Annotated in this window: 13 protein-coding genes; 11 read left to right on the plus strand and 2 right to left on the minus strand. The window is 73.6% G+C overall.

The features are described from left to right. Positions 1-155 precede the first annotated feature (155 nt). The 10 genes from GA0074694_RS08290 (at position 156) to GA0074694_RS08335 (ending at position 10,300) form a co-directional block, all read left to right on the plus strand. The gene (locus GA0074694_RS08290) at positions 156-1,022 is read left to right on the plus strand and encodes an STAS domain-containing protein (protein ID WP_091454939.1); all 867 of its coding nucleotides are present in this window, start codon (positions 156-158) and stop codon (positions 1,020-1,022) included. Continuing rightward, a complete protein-coding gene (locus GA0074694_RS08295; protein ID WP_091454942.1) occupies positions 1,022-1,432 on the plus strand; it encodes an STAS domain-containing protein in 411 nt (136 codons plus the stop codon). Before GA0074694_RS08290 ends, GA0074694_RS08295 begins: the two co-directional genes overlap by 1 nt. Beyond that, positions 1,429-1,848, plus strand: a complete 420-nt coding sequence (locus GA0074694_RS08300; RefSeq protein ID WP_091454948.1) for an ATP-binding protein — start codon at positions 1,429-1,431, stop codon at positions 1,846-1,848. The genes GA0074694_RS08295 and GA0074694_RS08300 overlap by 4 nt, the downstream gene beginning before the upstream one ends. Beyond that, positions 1,845-2,855: a SpoIIE family protein phosphatase gene (locus GA0074694_RS08305; protein WP_091458840.1), complete on the plus strand. Its 1,011-nt coding sequence runs from the start codon at positions 1,845-1,847 to the stop codon at positions 2,853-2,855. Before GA0074694_RS08300 ends, GA0074694_RS08305 begins: the two co-directional genes overlap by 4 nt. Then, the gene (locus GA0074694_RS08310) at positions 2,852-4,222 is read left to right on the plus strand and encodes a sensor histidine kinase (protein WP_091454951.1); all 1,371 of its coding nucleotides are present in this window, start codon (positions 2,852-2,854) and stop codon (positions 4,220-4,222) included. Before GA0074694_RS08305 ends, GA0074694_RS08310 begins: the two co-directional genes overlap by 4 nt. A 2-nt stretch (positions 4,223-4,224) precedes the next feature. Further along, positions 4,225-5,763: a SpoIIE family protein phosphatase gene (locus tag GA0074694_RS08315; protein ID WP_091454955.1), complete on the plus strand. Its 1,539-nt coding sequence runs from the start codon at positions 4,225-4,227 to the stop codon at positions 5,761-5,763. A gap of 124 nt (positions 5,764-5,887) precedes the next feature. After that, a complete protein-coding gene (locus GA0074694_RS08320; RefSeq protein WP_091454959.1) occupies positions 5,888-6,460 on the plus strand; it encodes a TIGR03086 family metal-binding protein in 573 nt (190 codons plus the stop codon). Between the two features lie 184 nt (positions 6,461-6,644). Then, positions 6,645-7,073 carry a hypothetical protein gene (locus GA0074694_RS08325; RefSeq protein WP_091454962.1) on the plus strand — a complete coding sequence of 143 codons (429 nt, stop codon included), beginning with the start codon at positions 6,645-6,647 and terminating at the stop codon, positions 7,071-7,073. A gap of 4 nt (positions 7,074-7,077) precedes the next feature. Then, the gene (locus GA0074694_RS08330) at positions 7,078-9,228 is read left to right on the plus strand and encodes a bifunctional polysaccharide deacetylase/glycosyltransferase family 2 protein (protein WP_091454964.1); all 2,151 of its coding nucleotides are present in this window, start codon (positions 7,078-7,080) and stop codon (positions 9,226-9,228) included. Positions 9,229-9,346: 118 nt separating this feature from the next. Beyond that, positions 9,347-10,300 carry a threonine ammonia-lyase gene (locus GA0074694_RS08335; RefSeq protein ID WP_091454967.1) on the plus strand — a complete coding sequence of 318 codons (954 nt, stop codon included), beginning with the start codon at positions 9,347-9,349 and terminating at the stop codon, positions 10,298-10,300. A gap of 276 nt (positions 10,301-10,576) precedes the next feature. On the opposite strand, the gene GA0074694_RS08340 is transcribed toward GA0074694_RS08335, so the two are convergent. Beyond that, complete coding sequence (locus GA0074694_RS08340; RefSeq protein WP_091454971.1) at positions 10,577-12,676, minus strand: S9 family peptidase; 2,100 nt, start codon at positions 12,674-12,676, stop codon at positions 10,577-10,579. 93 nt (positions 12,677-12,769) lie between these two features. Between GA0074694_RS08340 and GA0074694_RS08345 the strand changes: the two genes are divergently transcribed. Further along, positions 12,770-14,317, plus strand: a complete 1,548-nt coding sequence (locus GA0074694_RS08345) for an FAD-binding protein (RefSeq protein WP_091454974.1) — start codon at positions 12,770-12,772, stop codon at positions 14,315-14,317. Positions 14,318-14,417: 100 nt separating this feature from the next. Here the strand turns inward: GA0074694_RS08345 and GA0074694_RS08350 are convergent, their stop codons facing one another. After that, the gene (locus GA0074694_RS08350) at positions 14,418-16,508 is read right to left on the minus strand and encodes a SpoIIE family protein phosphatase (protein WP_091454978.1); all 2,091 of its coding nucleotides are present in this window, start codon (positions 16,506-16,508) and stop codon (positions 14,418-14,420) included. Between the last annotated feature and the right edge of the window lie 5 nt (positions 16,509-16,513).

Here is a 16,513-nt window from a genome sequence, read left to right on the forward strand (position 1 = left end):
TCCTGTTGTCGGTGGAACCGTATCCCACCGGCGGGGTCCCACGCAGAACGGGAGCCGCCCTCTGTGGCCGGACGTCGGTTCTTTGCCCTGCAACAACTAGTCGGGCCAGGGCCGGTGATAGAGTCCGCCCCGGTCCTGGTGGAGGGGGTTATCCGATGGCGCTGAGCCCGGAAGTAAGCGGACGGCTCGCCTGCCTGCTCACCGAGCATGCCGAGCTGGTCACGCAGCGCTGGACGGAGGCGGTCGCGGCCTCGCTGCGGGGCCGACTCAGCCAGGCGGAACTCCGCGGCCAGGTGCAGGACCTGCACCGCGGCATGGTCGTCGCCGGTGAGGGCGGGACCATCGACCTGGAGTCGGAGCAGGCCACCGAACTGCGCGCCGTCCTCGCCGAGCTGTCCCGGGGCCGGGCCCGTCAGGGCTTCACCGCCACCGAGACGGCGGTCAGCATCCACGCCCTCAAGGACGTGCTGCTGGACCTGATGGAGAGCCTTCCCGACGACGGCAACCGGCTCCGCGACTTCGTGGCGTTCTCCGGCCTGATCGACCAGATGGGGCTGTTCACCTTCGAGAGCTACGTCCGCACCCGGGAGAGCCTGATCGCCGACCAGGCCGAGCAGCTCCTCGAACTCTCCACTCCCGTGGTCAAGCTCTGGGAGGGCGTCGTCGCCGTGCCGCTGGTCGGCACCCTCGACTCGGCCCGCGCCCAGGTGGTGATGGAACGCCTGCTCCAGACCCTGGTCGACACCAGTTCGCCGTACGCGATCATCGACATCACCGGTGTGCCCGCCGTCGACACCCAGGTCGCCCAGCACATCCTGAAGACCGTCGTGGCCGCCCGGCTGATGGGCGCCGACTGCATCATCTCCGGCATCCGACCGCAGATCGCCCAGACCATCGTGGAGCTCGGCATCGAGTTCGGTGACATCGCCACCAAGGCGAGTCTCGCCGACGCGCTGCGCCACGTGCTGCGGCTCACCGGCGTCGAGACCGCCGCCAACCGCCGCGCACGTCGGGAGGTCTGATGGAGCGGGTGCCGGTCCTCAAGATCGGTGACATCCTGCTGGTCTCCATCCAGGTGGACATGGAGGACCAGACCGCACTGCAACTCCAGGAGGACCTGGCCGAGCGGATCGTCGCGACGGGCTGCCACGGCGTGATCATCGACATCACCGCGCTGGACATCGTCGACTCGTTCATCGGCCGGATGCTCTCCACCATCGCGTCCATCTCCAAGGTCCTCGACGCCGAGACCGTGGTGGTCGGAATGCGCCCGGCGGTCGCCATCACCCTGGTGGAGCTGGGGCTGTCCCTCAACGGCATCCGGACCGCGCTGAACGTCGAACGCGGCATCGAACTCATCGCGGCGGCCCGGGCCGAGGACGACGACCTCGACATCGACCCCACCGACGCCGAGCCGGCGACGTCGCCATGACCGCCGGTATCGACCTGGGCCGCCCGCAGGCGCAGGCGATCCGGAGCGACGAGGACGTGGTCCGCGTCCGGCAGCTGGTGCGTGCCGTCGCGGTCGCCGTCAAGCTCTCCCTGGTCGACCAGACCAAGCTGGTGACCGCCGCCAGCGAGTTGGCCCGCAACACGCTGGTCTACGGCGGCGGTGGCGACGTCGAGGTGACCATCGTCGACAACGGCGTACGGCGCGGGGTGCGGATCGTCTTCGCCGACGCGGGCCCCGGCATCGCCGACCTCGACCTGGCCCTCACCGACGGCTACACCACCGGCGGTGGCCTCGGCCTCGGTCTCAGTGGCGCCCGTCGCCTGGTCGACGAGTTCGACATCCAGACAGCAGTGGGCGAGGGCACCCGGATCACCGTGACCAAGTGGTCCCGATGACGACCGAGCCCGTCTCCGACCAGGGCCTCTGGTTCCGGGTCGAGACGAGCAGCGCGGCCAGCGCGGTACGGCGGGCCGCCGAGCGGCTCGGCGGGCAGCTGCACCTCGGCGACCGGCGCACCGCCGACCTCGCGATCGTCGCCGCCGAACTGAGCAGCAACCTGGTCAAGCACGCCCAGGACGGGGTGCTCCTGCTCCGTCCGGTGCGACGCGGTGGCGAGGTCGGCGTGGAACTGGTCGCCGTCGACTCCGGGCCCGGCATGGCCGACCTCACCGTCTCCTCGCGGGACGGGCACTCCACCACCGGCACCCTCGGCATCGGCCTCGGCGCGATCACCCGACAGGCCAGCTGGTACGACGGGTACTCGCAGTCCGGCCGGGGCACGGTGCTCGCCGTGCAGGTCTGGCCGTCGGCCGCGCCGTCCCCCGGCTGGGCGGCCGGCCTCACCCGGCCGTTGACCGGGGAGGCCCGGTGCGGGGACGGTTTCGCCGTGCGGCTGGCCGACGGACGTCCGCAGGTGCTGGTCTGCGACGGGCTCGGGCACGGCCCGCTGGCCGCCGCCGCGACCGACGCCGCCGTCACCACGTTCCGCTCCGCGCCCGTCGGATCGCCGAAGGCGCTGGTGGAGCACCTGCACCGGTCGCTCACGCACACCCGGGGGGCGGCCCTCGCCGTCGCCGAACTCGAGCCGTCCGCCGGGCGGCTGCGGTACGCGGGACTGGGCAACATCGCCGCCGCGGTGGTCGAGCACGGCCGGCGGCGCGGGCTGGTCTCGCTCCCCGGCATCGCCGGCCACCAGCGGCCCGTGGTCCGGGAGTACGAGTACCCGTTCGGCGGGGACGCCCTGCTGGTCATGCACACCGACGGGGTGGCCGACCGCTGGCAGCTCACCGACTACCCGGGGCTCGCCGACCGGGCTCCACTGCTGACCGCCGCCACCATCCTGCGCGACTACGGCGTGCGTCGCGACGACGCCGGGGTCCTCGTCGCCCGGGCTCCGGCATGAGCGCTCCCGTCTCCGCACCGCTGTTGCAGATGGCGCTCCGCGTCGAGTCCGACATCTTCGTGCTGCGGCAGCGGGGCCGGGAGGTGGCCACCGCCGTCGGCCTGGAGTACCAGGACCAGGTCCGGATCGCCACCGCGCTGAGCGAAGTCGCCCGGGACCTGGTCCGTACCGTCGGCGGCGCGGACGTCGGGTTCTACGCCGCCGGGGTGGAGGAGGGGCGTCCGGTCCTGCGGGTCGACCTCGCCCCGCTGCGACCGTTCGGCCCGGACGGGTACCAGCCGGCCTCCGGCGCGGTGGCCCGGCTCGTCGACAGTCTCGCCCTGACACCCGCCGAGGGGGTTACCGTCATACGGATGTCCCGACGCATTCCGGCCAACGCGGAGGCGCTGACCCCGCAGCGCCTCGCGGGACTGCGTGCCCAGCTGGCACAGAGCGCCCCGGGCAGCGCGCTGGACGAACTCACCGTCCAGCACGAGCAGCTCGTCGCCGCTCTCGACGAGGTACGCAGCCAACGTGACGAGTTGGCCGTGCTCAACGAGGAACTCCAGGAGACCAACCGGGGCGTGCTGGCGCTCTACAACCAGCTCTCCGCCGAGCTGGAGGAGACCAACCGGGGCGTGGTGGCGCTCTACGCCGAGCTGGACGAGAAGTCGGCGCAGCTCAGGGCGGCCAGCGAGTCGAAGAGCCGGTTCCTGGCCAACGTCAGCCACGAGCTGCGCGCCCCGGTCACCGCCGTCATCGGGCTGGCCCGACTGCTCGCCGACTCCGCCTCGGACCCGCTCACCGGCGAGCAGGCCCGCCAGGTGGGGCTGATCCGGTCCTCCGCGACCGACCTGCTGACCCTGGTCAACGACCTGCTGGACCTGGCCAAGGCCGAGTCCGGCCGGATCGAGCCGGACTGGGCGGAGGTCGACCTGCGGGTGGTGTTCGGTCAGCTCCGGGGCACGTTGCGGGCGCTGGCCACCCGGCCCGGGGTGGAACTGGTGCTCGAGGAGCCGCCGCCCCCGGCGGCCCTCCGGTCGGACGAGGCCCTGCTGACCCGGGTGCTGCGCAACCTGCTGCACAACGGCCTCAAGTTCACCGAACGGGGCGAGGTGCGGATGCGCGCCGGCCTGGTCGACGGGCGGTGGCGGATCGCCGTCTCGGACACCGGCATCGGCATCCCGCCGGACCAGCACGAACGGATCTTCGAGGAGTTCTACCAGGTGCCCGGAAGCGCGAGCGGCGCCGGCGCCGGCGCCGGCACCGGCCTCGGTCTGCCGTACGCCCGGCGGCTGGCCAACCTTCTCGGCGGCGCCCTGGGGGTGACCAGCGAGCCCGGCCGGGGCAGCGTGTTCACCCTCGACCTTCCCGTGGACGGGGCGTGACGATGGAGGGTGGTCCGGCGACGGTGCTGGTGGTCGACGACAGCCGCACCAAACGCTACCTGTTGGTGAGCTGGCTGACCCGGGCCGGCTTCGAGGTGCTGGAGGCGGAGACCGGCGCGGAGGCGTTGAAACGGGTCGGTGTCGACCCGGTCGAACTGGTGGTGCTCGACGTGCGCCTGCCCGACCTGAGCGGCTTCGAGGTCTGTGAACGGATCAAGGCCAGCCATCCCGCCCTGCCGGTCATCCACGTCTCCGCGCACGCCGTCGACGTGGTCGACCGGGCGCAGGGCCTGACCCGGGGCGCGGACGCGTACCTGGCCGAGCCGATCGAACCGGACGAACTGGTCGCCACCGCCCACGCGGTGCTGCGCTACTACCGGGCCCGCAGACGGGCCGAACTCTTCGCCGAGCGGCTCGCCCGGCTGGCCGAGACCACCGTGGCGGTGCATGCCGCACCGACCTTCGCCCGTCTGCTGGAGGAGGCGGCCGTCGGCGCGGCGGAGATCTTCCGTACCCCCGCCGCGGTGGTGGCCGAGACCTTCGACGGGGACTGCCTGGCCGGGGTCTGCCCCGGTCCCGGTCAGGCGGGTGGCGTGGTCGGGTGGACGGTGGACGACACCGGTGTGCCGACCGGCACGACGGTACGCGTCGACGAGCCGTCCGCCTGGAACCTGACCGACTGGCCCGCCGACGACCGGCTGGCGGTCGCCGCGGCCCGGCTGCGGGAGGACCGCGCCCCGCTCTACGTGGTGGTGCCGGCCGGGGTGCAGGTCCCGGGCATGCCGGTGCTGGTGCAACTCGCCCAGGCGGTGGCGGCGGCCGTGGAGGCGCAGCGCTCCTACGACCAGGAGCACCGCATCGCGGTCACCCTCCAGCGCAGTCTGCTGCCGCGCCTGATCCCGACGATCAACGGCCTGGACCTCGCCGTGCGGTACGAGCCGGCGAGCGCGCAGACCGAGGTGGGCGGTGACTTCTACGAGCTGGTGATGCTCGACGGGCACCTGCTGATGGCGGTCGGCGACGTCGCCGGGCACTCCCTGCACGCGGCCACGGTGATGGCGGAGTTGCGTCACGCCGTCCGCGCGTACGCGGTCGAGGGGCACCAGCCGGGGGAGATCCTGCACCGGGTCAACGAGCTGATGCGCCGCCTGCTCCCGCACGAGCTGGCCACCATCTGCGTGCTGCTGCTGGATCCGGCCACCGGCCAGGTCCGGATGGCCAGCGCCGGCCACCTGCCGCCGCTGCTCACCGTGGACGGACGGGTCGAGTTCCTCCAGCACTCCGCCCCGCTGCTCGGGGTCCGGGCGGCCCGCCCGCCGGACCTGGAGTTCGTGGTGCCACCCGGGGCGACGCTGGTGCTCTACACCGACGGGTTGATCGAACGGCGGGACGCGACCATCGACGAGGGGCTGGCCGCCCTGGCCGCCCAGGGCGCCCGGGTCGAGCCGGACCTGGACGCCTTCTGCGCCCGCCTGCTGCGCGAACTCGCACCCTCGGAGATCCACGACGACGTCGCCGTGCTCGCCCTCCGCCGTCACTGAGGCTGCGCTCTGGTGGTGTGTGCGGTGGTAGCAGGGGACCCCTGCTACCGCAATTTGTCGTGCAGGGGGCCCTTCCTACCGCCTGGCGCGGAGGAGGGGAGAACCACCCTCGTACGCTGCCCGCATGACGACGAAGACCAGTGATCTGCTGACGGCCACCGCCCCGCAGGCCGTGGCCGTGGTCCGGGGCATCACCGACGACCAACTCGACCGGCCCACCCCGTGCCAGGAGTACGCCGTACGCGACCTGCTCGGTCACCTGTTCCAGGTGGTGGTCAACTTCCAGGGGCTGGCCGCCCGACGTCCTGTCGACTGGTCGGAGCAGCCGGACTTCCTCACCGGCGACTGGCGGGACCGGTTCGCAGACGAGGTCGAACTCGTCATCCGGGCCTGGTCCGAGCCGTCCGCCCTGGAGGGGGTGTCCCCGGGGATGGGCATGCCGCAGGAGGTCGTCGGCGGCATGTTGCTGCTCGACCTGACCGTGCACGGGTGGGACCTGGCCCGGTCGACCGGCCAGCCGTACCGGACCGAACCCGCGGTGGTCGCCGAGCTGCTCGACCTGGCCGCCCGACTCGCACCGACGGCCCGCGAGCGGGGCGTGTTCGGCGCGGCGGTGGAGCCCGTCGACACCGGCGACGACCTCGCCCGTCTGCTCTGCCTCACCGGTCGCGACCCGGCCTGGACGCCGGTGGGCTGATGACCGTCCCGCCGCCCTGTCGCGGGGCCGGGGCGGCGGTGGGGCGGCACCCGCTGCCTGAAATGTGCCTGAAGCATGTAACGCGGCGGGGGAGTGCGCCGCTGTTGGCGCGGAAGGCCCGGGAAAGCGGGCCCGAGCCGGCGACCGTGGTCGCCGTGCGCTGGCAGCGGGAGACGTGAGGCAGATGCACACCCAGCCGGGCGGCGCGCCGCCGGTGTTCGTGGACCGGACCGGACGGCGCCGCCGCCTCAGTATCCTCGCCGGCACAGGACTGGGCCTGGGGCTGCTCGCCAGCCTCGGTCTGATCGCCGCCGGACTCTTCACCAGCTCGTCCGTACCGCTGCCGGGCTGGTCCGACAACCAGCACCGGAAGCCGATCGAGGCCGGCGTCGACGGGGCGGGTGATCTCGGCGCCTCGCCCACCGTGTCGTCCCGGCCGTCGCCGGTGACCAGCACCGCCCCGGTCCGTCCGACACCGACGGGGGCGGTGACCCCCACCTCGGCACCGTCCGACAGGACAACCGGCCCGCAGGTGACCGGCAGCGAGCGGCCGGGACAGGGCGACGAGCGGCGGACCGTCAAGCCGGGCCGGTCCCCCGGCCGGCCGGGGTGACGCGATGTCCCGACACGCCGCCCGCCCCGATCCGCGGGCACACTGGGTACTGCTCCTGCTCGGCCTGCTGGTGCTGCTCGCGGCGCTGAGCTTCCACGGTCTGGTCACCGGGGTCTCCGGCGGTTCGGGGCGGGCGGACGGCGTCGCCGGGCCGGCCCCCGAGGAGGTCACCTCGGCAGGCCCGGTGCTGAGACTGGACCAGCCCGAACCGGTCACCCGGGCCATGCCGGAACGGACCGTCGCGCTGACCTTCGACGACGGCCCGGACCCGGAGTGGACCCCGAAGGTTCTCGACCTGCTCAAGCGGCACGGCGCACGGGCCACCTTCTTCGTCGTCGGGGCGCGGGTGAACGAGCACCCGGAACTGGTCCGGCGGATGCTCGCCGAGGGGCACGAGATCGGCTCGCACACCTACACCCACGCCGACCTGGCCGCCGTACCCGGCTGGCGGCGTGAGCTGGAGCTGTCGCTGACCCGCAAGGCGATCGCCGGGGTCACCGGCCGAGAGGTGACGCTGTTCCGGCCGCCCTTCTCCTCGCAGCCCGCCGCGTTGACCGCACCCGAGTACGCCGCGCTCCGGGAGGCCGCCGGAACCGGCCACGTGGCCGTACTCGCCGACCGGGACACGAAGGACTGGCAGCGTCCGGGCGTACCGGAGATCGTGGCCGCGGCCACGCCCGAACGGGGCCGGGGCGCGGTGGTGCTGATGCACGACGGCGGCGGCGACCGGAGCCAGACCCTCGCCGCGCTGGACACCCTGATCCCTGCCCTGACCGGCCAGGGATACCGCTTCACCACCGTCTCGGCGGGCATCGGGGCGCCGGCCTCCACCGTCCCCGCGGCCGTCGACTCCCGACTCGGCGGTACGGCGTTGCGCTGGACCCAGAGCGGCGCGGGCTGGGTCGCCGGCGGGATGAACGTGCTGCTGGCCGTCGCCCTGGGGCTCGGTGTCGGACGGCTGGTCGTGCAGGTGGTCTGCGCCCAGATCCACGTCCGTCGGGTCCGCCGTCCGCGCGGTCCACGTCGGGTGGTCGACGTTCCGGTGTCGGTGATCGTGCCGGCGTACAACGAGGCCGCGAACATCGCCGCGACCGTGCGGTCCCTGGTGGCCAGCGCCTACCCGGCACTGGAGGTGATCGTGGTCGACGACGGCTCCAGCGACGGCACCGCCGACATCGTCGAGCGGATGCGGTTGCGTGGCGTACGCGTGATCCGGCAGGCGAACGCGGGCAAGCCGGCCGCGCTGAACACCGGCATCCGGGCCGCGCGGGCCAACCTGCTGGTGCTGGTGGACGGGGACACCGTCTTCCAGCCGGACACGGTGCACCGGCTGGTGCAGGGGTTCGCCGACCCGACCGTGGGGGCCGTCTCCGGGAACACCAAGGTCGCGAACCGTCGGCGGTTGCTCGGCCGGTGGCAGCACCTGGAGTACGTCATCGGCTTCAACCTGGACCGCCGGATGTACGACGTGCTGGAGTGCATGCCGACGATCCCCGGGGCGATCGGCGCGTTCCGCCGTGAGGTTCTGCTCACCGTCGGTGGCGTTCCGTCGGACACCCTGGCCGAGGACACCGACCTGACCATGAAGGTGCTGCGGGCCGGCTGGCGGGTGGTGTACGAGGAGCGGGCCATCGCCTGGACCGAGGCACCCTCGTCGCTGCGGCAACTGTGGCGGCAGCGGTACCGCTGGTGCTACGGCACGATGCAGGCGATGTGGAAGCACCGGCACGCGTTGCGCGAGCCGGCGGCGGGCGGGCGTGCCGCCGTCAGTGCCGGTGCCGGTGGGAAGCTGGGCCGGCGCGGGCTGCCGTACCTGGCGGTGTTCCAGATCGTGTTGCCGCTCACCGCGCCGGCGGTCGACGTCTTCGCCGTCTACGGCCTGCTCTTCCTGCCCTGGTCGTCGCTCGTCCTGGCCTGGGTGGGGCTGTTGCTGCTCCAGGCGTTCACCGCCGCGTACGCCCTGCGACTCGACGGGGAGCGGTACGGGCCGATCTGGGCCCTGCCGTTACAGCAGCTCGTCTACCGACAGCTGATGTACCTGGTGGTGGTGCAGTCGACGGTCACCGCCCTGGTCGGCAACCGGCTGCGGTGGCAGCGGATGGTCCGGACCGGGGAGGCGGCGGCACTGGTCGGAGTGGTCCCGCCGGGCCGCTGACGCCGGTGCGGGCCGGTGTCGCCCCGGTCCGGTCGTCGACGACGGTGTCGATCGTGTCGTTGACGACGGTGTCGATCGTTCCGTCCGGTCGCTGACGGAGGCGCGGCAGGATGGCGGGATGGACCTGGTCTCGCTCGCCGACATCCGTGCCGCCGCCCGCGCGGTCGCGCCGACCGTGCTGCGTACCCCGTTGCTGCCCACGCGGTGGGACGACCGGTTGTGGCTGAAACCGGAGAGCCTGCAACCGGTCGGCTCGTTCAAGCTGCGGGGCGCGGCCCACGCGGTGGCCTGCCTCGACCCGGCCCGACGGGGATGCGGTGTGGTCACCCACTCCTCCGGCAACCACGGCCAGGCTCTCGCGTACGCCGCCCGGGCGGCCGGAGTCCCCTGCACGGTGGTGGTGCCGGAGGGCGCGCCCACCGTCAAGGTCGACCAGATGCGGGCGCACGGCGCCGAGGTGGTGCTGGTGCCCCGGGAACGGCGGAGTGCCGAGGCCGACCGGATCGCCGCCGCGACCGGCGCGGTGCTGGTGCCGCCCTTCGACGATCGGCGGATCATCGCCGGCCAGGGCACGGTCGGGCTGGAGGTCGTCGAGGATCTGCCCGACGTGGACGTGGTACTGGTGCCGGTGGGCGGGGGCGGGCTCGCCTCCGGGGTCGCCACGGCGGTGCGGGCGCTGCGCCCGTCCGCCGTCGTGGTCGGGGTGGAGCCGGCGCTGGCCGCCGAGGCGCGGGACTCGCTCGCTGCGGGCGAGGTGGTGGTCTGGGGCGAGGAACGTACCTACCGGACCTGCGCCGACGGGCTACGGCTGCCGCTGTCCCCGCTGACCTTCGCCCACCTGCGGGCCCGTCTCGACGGCATCCTCACGGTCACCGAGGACGAGATCCGGGCGGCGATGGGGCGGCTGGCCCGGGACGCCCGGCTGGTGGCCGAGCCGAGCGGCGCGGTGGCGCTCGCCGCCCGGCTGTTCCACGCCGACGAGCTGCCGACCGGTCGTACCGTGGCGGTGGTCAGCGGCGGCAACGTCGACCCGAACGTGCTCACCGCCGCACTGTCCGCCCCACCAGGGTGAGAGCAGCCGCCCTCGCCGATGGTGCGACCGCGCTCGCCGGGTGGTGCGACCGCGCTCGCCGGGTGGTGCGACCGCGCTCGCCGGGTGGTGCGACCGCGCTCGCCGGGTGGTGCGACCGCGCTCGCCGGGTGGTGCGACCGCGCTCGCGGGGTGGTAGCAGGGGACCCCTGCACCTCAAAAAGCGGTAACAAGGGACCCCTGCTACCACCAGAGGCCGGTCCTCCACAGTGCTGCTTCCACCCCGCAGGGCAGCTACCCACCCGGCCCGCGGGTGCTTCAGCGGCGGCCGAGTCGGTCGAGGATCCAGGCGTTGACGAACGCCTCCTCCTTCCAGGCGTCGTACCGGCCGCTCGGGCCGCCGTGTCCGGCGCCCATCTCGGTCTTGAGCAGGTAGTCGCCCTGCGGGGCCACCGCGCGCAGCCGGGCGATCCACTTGGCCGGCTCGTGGTAGAGCACCCGGGTGTCGTTGAGGCTGGTCACCGCGAGGATCGCCGGGTAGTCGACGGGCGCGACGTTCTCGTACGGGGTGTACGACTTCATGTACGCGTACACCTCCGGGTCGTCCAGCGGGTTGCCCCACTCCTCCCACTCGGTGACGGTCAGCGGCAGCGACGGGTCGAGGATGCTGGTGAGCGCGTCCACGAAGGGCACCTGCGCGACGATGCCGACGAAGGCGTCCGGGGCGAGGTTCGCCACCGCGCCCATCAGCAGGCCACCAGCGGACGCGCCCCGGGCGACCAGTCGGTCCGGAGCGGTCCAGCCCGCCTTGACCAGGTGGCGGGCGCAGGCCACGAAGTCGGTGAAGGTGTTCTTCTTGGCCAGCAGCTTGCCTTCTTCGTACCAGCGCCGGCCCAGCTCACCGCCGCCCCGGACGTGCGCCACCGCGAACACCACGCCCCGGTCCAGCAGGGAGAGCCGGGGAAGGGAGAACCACGGGTCGATGCTCGCCTCGTACGAGCCGTAGCCGTAGACGAGGCACGGGGCGGAGCCGTCCCTCGGGGTGCCGGCCCGGCAGACCAGCGAGATCGGGATGCGGGTGCCGTCGTCGGCGAGGGCCCAGTCGCGGTGCTGCTCGTACTCGGCCGGGTCGTACTCCCGCCCGTCCGGGCCGGGCAGCACCGGCTTCCGCTTGCGCAGGATCATCTCGCGGGTGACCAGGTCGAAGTCGTAGACCGAATCGGGGCTGACCAGCGAGCTGTAGCGGAACCGGATCCGCCCGGTGCGGTAATCCGGGTTGGCGTCGAGGCCGACGCTGTAGAGCGGTTCCGGGAGGTCGATGTCGTACCAGTCGGTGCTGCCGTCGGTGAGCACCCGCAGGCCGGTGAGCCCGTTGGTGCGCAGCGAGATGACCAGGTGGTCGGCGAAGGCGTCGACCGACTCCAGCCGCGTGCCGGGAGCGTGTTCGATCATCGGCACCCAGTCGCCGGGGGCGTCCACCGAGGTGTACGCCAGGGCGAAGTCCTCCGCGCCGTCGTTGTGCAGGATCAGGAAGCGGTGCCCGTGGTGCTCGACGGAGTACTCGACGCCCTGCCGGCGCGGGGCGATGACGGCGGGTTCACCGGTCGGGTTGCCGGCCGGGACGACCCGTACCTCGCTGGTGATCTTGCTGTGGATGTCGATCAGGATGAACCGCTCGGAGCGGGTCAGCTCGACGCCCACCCAGAACCGCTCGTCCGGCTCCTCGTGGACGACGACGTCCTCGCTGGCCGGGGTGCCGACGGTGTGCCGCCACACCCGGTACGGCCGCCACGACTCGTCCACCGTGACGTAGAAGAGGACGGAGGCGTCGGCGGACCAGGCGGTGCCGTAGAAGGTGTCGGGCACCTCGTCGGCGAGCACCGCACCGGTCTGGAGATCCTTGACCCGCAGGGTGTACCGCTCGTCGCCGGTGAAGTCCGTCGAGTACGCCAGCCAGCGCCCGTCGGGGCTCACGTCGTACGCGCCGAGCGAGAAGAAGTCGTGCCCCTCGGCGAGCTGGTTGCCGTCGAGCAGCACCTCCTCCCCGTCCAGGGGGGCTCCGTCGACGCTGACCGGCGGCTCGGTCTCCCCGTCGCGGACCGGGCGGCGGCACTGGATGCCGTACTGCTGGCCCTCGACGCTGCGGCTGTAGTACCAGTAGCCGCCCTTGCGGGCGGGCACCGACAGGTCGGTCTCCTGGGTGCGCCGCCGGGTCTCCTCGAACAGGGTGGCGCGCAGGTCGGCCAGGTGGGCTGTGCGTGCCTCGGTGTAGCTGTTCTCGGCGGTCAGGTGGGCGATGGTCTCCGGGGCGTCCTTGTCGGCGAGCCAGGCGTACTCGTCGACCGCGGTGTCACCGTGGTGGACACGCTCGGTGGGGACGCGCTTGGCGACGGGTGCGGCGGGGGTCTCGGTGGTCACGTCGTCACGTTACCGGCCGGGAAGCCGCGACCGGGTACACGCCGGTGCCCGGTTTCGACCCACAGCTGTTCGTACACATGTACGATTACCGCCATGTCGGGATCCCTGCGTTCGACCCACCGTTCCGGTTCGACCGACATCACCCGTCGGCTCGTCGAGATCTGCGGTCCGTCCTTCACCCGTCCCGCCGGCCCGGCCGACGAGGTCGCCGGCCGATTGGCCGGCTGGGTTGCGGTGCCGGGTGACGCCCGCGCCGCCGCCGAGGTGCTGCGGCTGGCCGCCGCGCACGATCTGACCGTCGTGCCCCGGGGCGCCGGCACCAAGATCGATTGGGGTGCCGTGCCGGAGCGGGTGGACATCATGCTCGACACCGGCCGGCTCGCCGGCATCCGTCACCCGACCGACGCCGGCTGGCACGGGTCGACTGGTTCCGCCCGACCCGGGCCCGTCGGAGGCGCCCCGGCGACCCCCGCCGGGCCCCTCGGGGGCCGGCACCGCCGGGCCGGGGAGGGTGGTCCCGGAGCGTCCGGTTCGGTGGTCGAGATCGGTGCGGGCACCCCGTTGCGCGCCGTGCAGGCGGCGCTGGAGCGGACGGGACGCCGCCTGGCACTGGACGCCCCCTCGCCCGGTGCGACCGTCGGCGGTGTGCTCGCCGCCGACGAGGGCGGTCCGCTGCGCCTGCGGTACGGCACTCCGGGCGACCAGCTCGTCGACCTCCGCTACCTCACCGCCGACGGGGAACTGGTCGAGGCCGGCGCGGGCGCGTCCGGCCCGGAACTGGCCCGTTTGCTCTGCGGCTCGCACGGCGGGCTCGGCGTGCTCGTCTCGGCCACCCTGCGTGTCCAGCCCGTGCCACCCCGGCGTGCCTGGGTCACCCGGCCGGTCTGGACGCCGCTGGAGGTGCACGAGCTGATCCGCGACGTGCTGGCCGCCGGGCTGCGGCCAGCCGCGATCGAGCTGGACCTGCCCGCCGTGCGCCGGCCTCCGGCACCACGTGCCCCCGTCGGCGGCCCTGCCTGGTTGGGCCATCCGGCGGGCTCGGCCCGGGCCGCCCACCCGGCCGGTTCCGGACGGGCCGCCCACCCGGCCGGCTCGGGGCGGCCCGGCCCGATCGCGAGGTCGGGCAGATCCGCCCCACCCGCCGCCGGTGACCTGGTGATGCTCCTGGAGGGAGGCCCGGCAGACGTGGCCGAGCGGACCCACCGCCTGGTCGAACTGCTCGGCGAGGGGGCCACCGTCGCCGACTCCCCGCCCGAGTGGTGGCGGCACTACCCGTTCCGCCCGGACGACATCGCGCTCCGGGTCGACGTCCCCCTCACCGACCTGCACGCCGCCATCTACGCGCTGCGGGACGCGATGGGCACCCCGGTGCCGGTGCGCGGCTCGGTCGGACTCGGCGTGGCCCACGCGGTGCTGCCCGGCGGCACGCCCGTGGAGCGGGTGGCCTCGATCCTGGCTGCGGTCCGACAGGTGCTCCTGGCCCGAGAGGGTCGCTGCGTGGTGCTGGCCGCGCCGCCAGCCGTCCGGCAGGGTGTCGACCTCTGGGGTGACCTGCCCGTCCTGCCCCGGCTCCGCGCGGCCAAGCAACACCTCGACCCGCACCACCGGCTCGCCCCGGGCCGCCTCCCCGGCGGACTGTGACCTCCGCCGGCCGAGGGCAGCCCCGCACCCAACGACCCGCGTGACAGTCCTGCACGCAGCGCCAGGGGCGCGTGGTGCCAAGCGGTGGTGAGGCGAACGCTCAGACCGCGTCGTTCCGGATGACCAGCACGGCGATGTCGTCCCGGGGCGGCTCGGCGGAGAAGTTGATCGCGGTGGACCGCAGCCGGGCGGCGACCACGTCCGCCGAGTAACCGGCGAGCGGGGCGGCGGCCCCCCGTAGCCGGTCCGGGCCGAAGAGTTCCCGGCCACGGCGCCGTTCGGTCACGCCGTCCGTGTAGAAGATCAGCGCGTCGCCGGGGTCGAGCGGGATCACCGACGTCGGCGAGGTGATCGTGTCGAGCAGGCCGAGCGCGGTCCCGCCGTTACCGACGAAGGACGCCCCGTCCGCGCTGCGCAGCAGCACCGGCCGGTCGTGGCCGGCGAGGTGCAGCGACACGTCGAGCTGGTTGCCCTCACCCGGCCCGACCGCCGCCAGCGCCAGCGTGCAGTACCGCCCCCCGCCCCGCTCGACGAGGGTCTCGTTGAGGCGGGCCAGCGCCTCCGGCAGCGGCTTGCCGTCCCCGACCAGCACCCGGATCACGTCGCGGACCAGCCCGGTCACCGCGGCCGCCTGGACGCCCTTGCCGGAGACGTCCCCGATCACCACCAGCCAGCGGCCGTCCGGCAGCGGCAGCACGTCGTAGAAGTCGCCGCCGACCTCGGCGTCGTCGCCGGTCGGGACGTACTCGGCGGCGAAGCCGATGCCCTCGACCACCGGCAGCACCGGTGGCAGCAGCGACTGTTGCAGGGTGTGCGCCACGCGGCGTCGCTCGGCGTGGATGCGGGCGTTCTCGATCGCCAGCGCGGCCCGCCGGGCCACGTCCTCCAGCACCGCGACCTCGTCCGGGTCGTGCCGGTGGCGTTGGTGCCGGCCCACCGCGAGGGTGCCGAGCCGCTGCCCCCGGGCGACCAGGGGCACCGCGAACCCCTCCATCAGCCCGTTGAGCGGCACCTGCGAGCCGATCCGGATCGCCTCCCGCAGCCGGGCCTGGATCGACTCCGCGCCGGTCTCCCGGAGCACCTCGTGCAGCTGCGGCAGGACGGACTCGTCGGCATGGCTCGCCGCCGCCAGGTTGAGCCGCCCCCACTCGTCGGTGATGTGCACCGCGCACCACTGCCCGAGGCGGGGGACCACGAGCTGCGGGACGAGCGCCATGGTCAACTCGACGTCGAGGGACTGGGCGAGCAGTTCGCTCGCCTCGGCCAGGAAGGTCAGCCAGGCCTGCCGGCGGATGTCGGCCCGCCGCAGTCGGTCGTTCTCCAGGTACAGGGAGAGCCGCTCGGCGGTCAACGCGGCCAGCGGGCGCGCGTACGCCGAGGGCACCGCGTCCAGCTCCAACTCGCCGGAGTACGGCCGCTGCACCGCCAGCGGCACCCGGAGCAGCTCGCTGTCGGTGCGGGGCGGCCGACCGTACCGGGCCAGCACCTGGGTGCCCTGCCCGTCGCCCCGGTCCAGTCGGACCAGTCCACCGGTGGCTCCCACCATCGTGGCGAGCCGGGCGAGCAGGTCGGTGGCGAAGTCGGGGAGCGGGTCGTCGGCGTACGGGTCGGGGCGGGTCTGCATCAGCTCGCTCATGGCGGCTGCGCTCGGCCCGGTGGTCGCCGCCGGGTTGCCGTCGACGTCTCCCGCCGTCGTGCAGGGGGAGAGCCGGCGGCCTTCGGCGAGCGCGTCCCGGCGTGGCGGGGTGCTGTCCGGGCGGTCCAGCCGGAACCAGACGCCCTTTCTGGAGGGGAGGTAGGTCGTCCCCCAGCAGCTCGCGAAGTGGTCGACCAGGAGCAGTCCGCGGCCCCGCTCGGCGACCTCGGCGATGTCGGCCGAGTCGTTGCGCACCCCGACGGTCAGCTCGTCCACCGGCCCCGGCGCGTAGTCGGAGACCATCACGCTCAGGCCCACCCGGTCCGCGACCACCTCGATGTCCAGCTCGGTACGGGCGTGCTCGACCGCGTTGGTGGAGAGTTCGGTGGTCAGCAGGAGCGCCTCGTTGAGCAGCTCCTCCAGGCGCGCCTCAGCGAGCACCGACCGGACGATGGCCCGGGCGGTGGCGGGTGTTCGGCGGTCGGCGGGCAGCCGGACCCGCCGGACGTGCTCGTCCGGGCCACCGGCCGTCGTCGGCCCCGCCTCCGCTGCCACCCTCG

Source organism: Micromonospora inyonensis, from assembly GCF_900091415.1.
GTDB classification, from domain to species: domain Bacteria; phylum Actinomycetota; class Actinomycetes; order Mycobacteriales; family Micromonosporaceae; genus Micromonospora; species Micromonospora inyonensis.

Excerpts from the sequence above, each read along its gene's own strand:
- GA0074694_RS08315 (WP_091454955.1), top strand. The coding sequence starts at position 4,225 with ATGGAGGGTGGTCCGGCGACGGTGCTGGTGGTCGACGACAGCCGCACC.
- GA0074694_RS08305 (WP_091458840.1), top strand. The coding sequence starts at position 1,845 with ATGACGACCGAGCCCGTCTCCGACCAGGGCCTCTGGTTCCGGGTCGAG.
- GA0074694_RS08290 (WP_091454939.1), top strand. The coding sequence starts at position 156 with ATGGCGCTGAGCCCGGAAGTAAGCGGACGGCTCGCCTGCCTGCTCACC.
- GA0074694_RS08320 (WP_091454959.1), top strand. The coding sequence starts at position 5,888 with ATGACGACGAAGACCAGTGATCTGCTGACGGCCACCGCCCCGCAGGCC.
- GA0074694_RS08335 (WP_091454967.1), top strand. The coding sequence starts at position 9,347 with ATGGACCTGGTCTCGCTCGCCGACATCCGTGCCGCCGCCCGCGCGGTC.
- GA0074694_RS08325 (WP_091454962.1), top strand. The coding sequence starts at position 6,645 with ATGCACACCCAGCCGGGCGGCGCGCCGCCGGTGTTCGTGGACCGGACC.
- GA0074694_RS08300 (WP_091454948.1), top strand. The coding sequence starts at position 1,429 with ATGACCGCCGGTATCGACCTGGGCCGCCCGCAGGCGCAGGCGATCCGG.
- GA0074694_RS08345 (WP_091454974.1), top strand. The coding sequence starts at position 12,770 with ATGTCGGGATCCCTGCGTTCGACCCACCGTTCCGGTTCGACCGACATC.
- GA0074694_RS08295 (WP_091454942.1), top strand. The coding sequence starts at position 1,022 with ATGGAGCGGGTGCCGGTCCTCAAGATCGGTGACATCCTGCTGGTCTCC.
- GA0074694_RS08310 (WP_091454951.1), top strand. The coding sequence starts at position 2,852 with ATGAGCGCTCCCGTCTCCGCACCGCTGTTGCAGATGGCGCTCCGCGTC.
- GA0074694_RS08330 (WP_091454964.1), top strand. The coding sequence starts at position 7,078 with ATGTCCCGACACGCCGCCCGCCCCGATCCGCGGGCACACTGGGTACTG.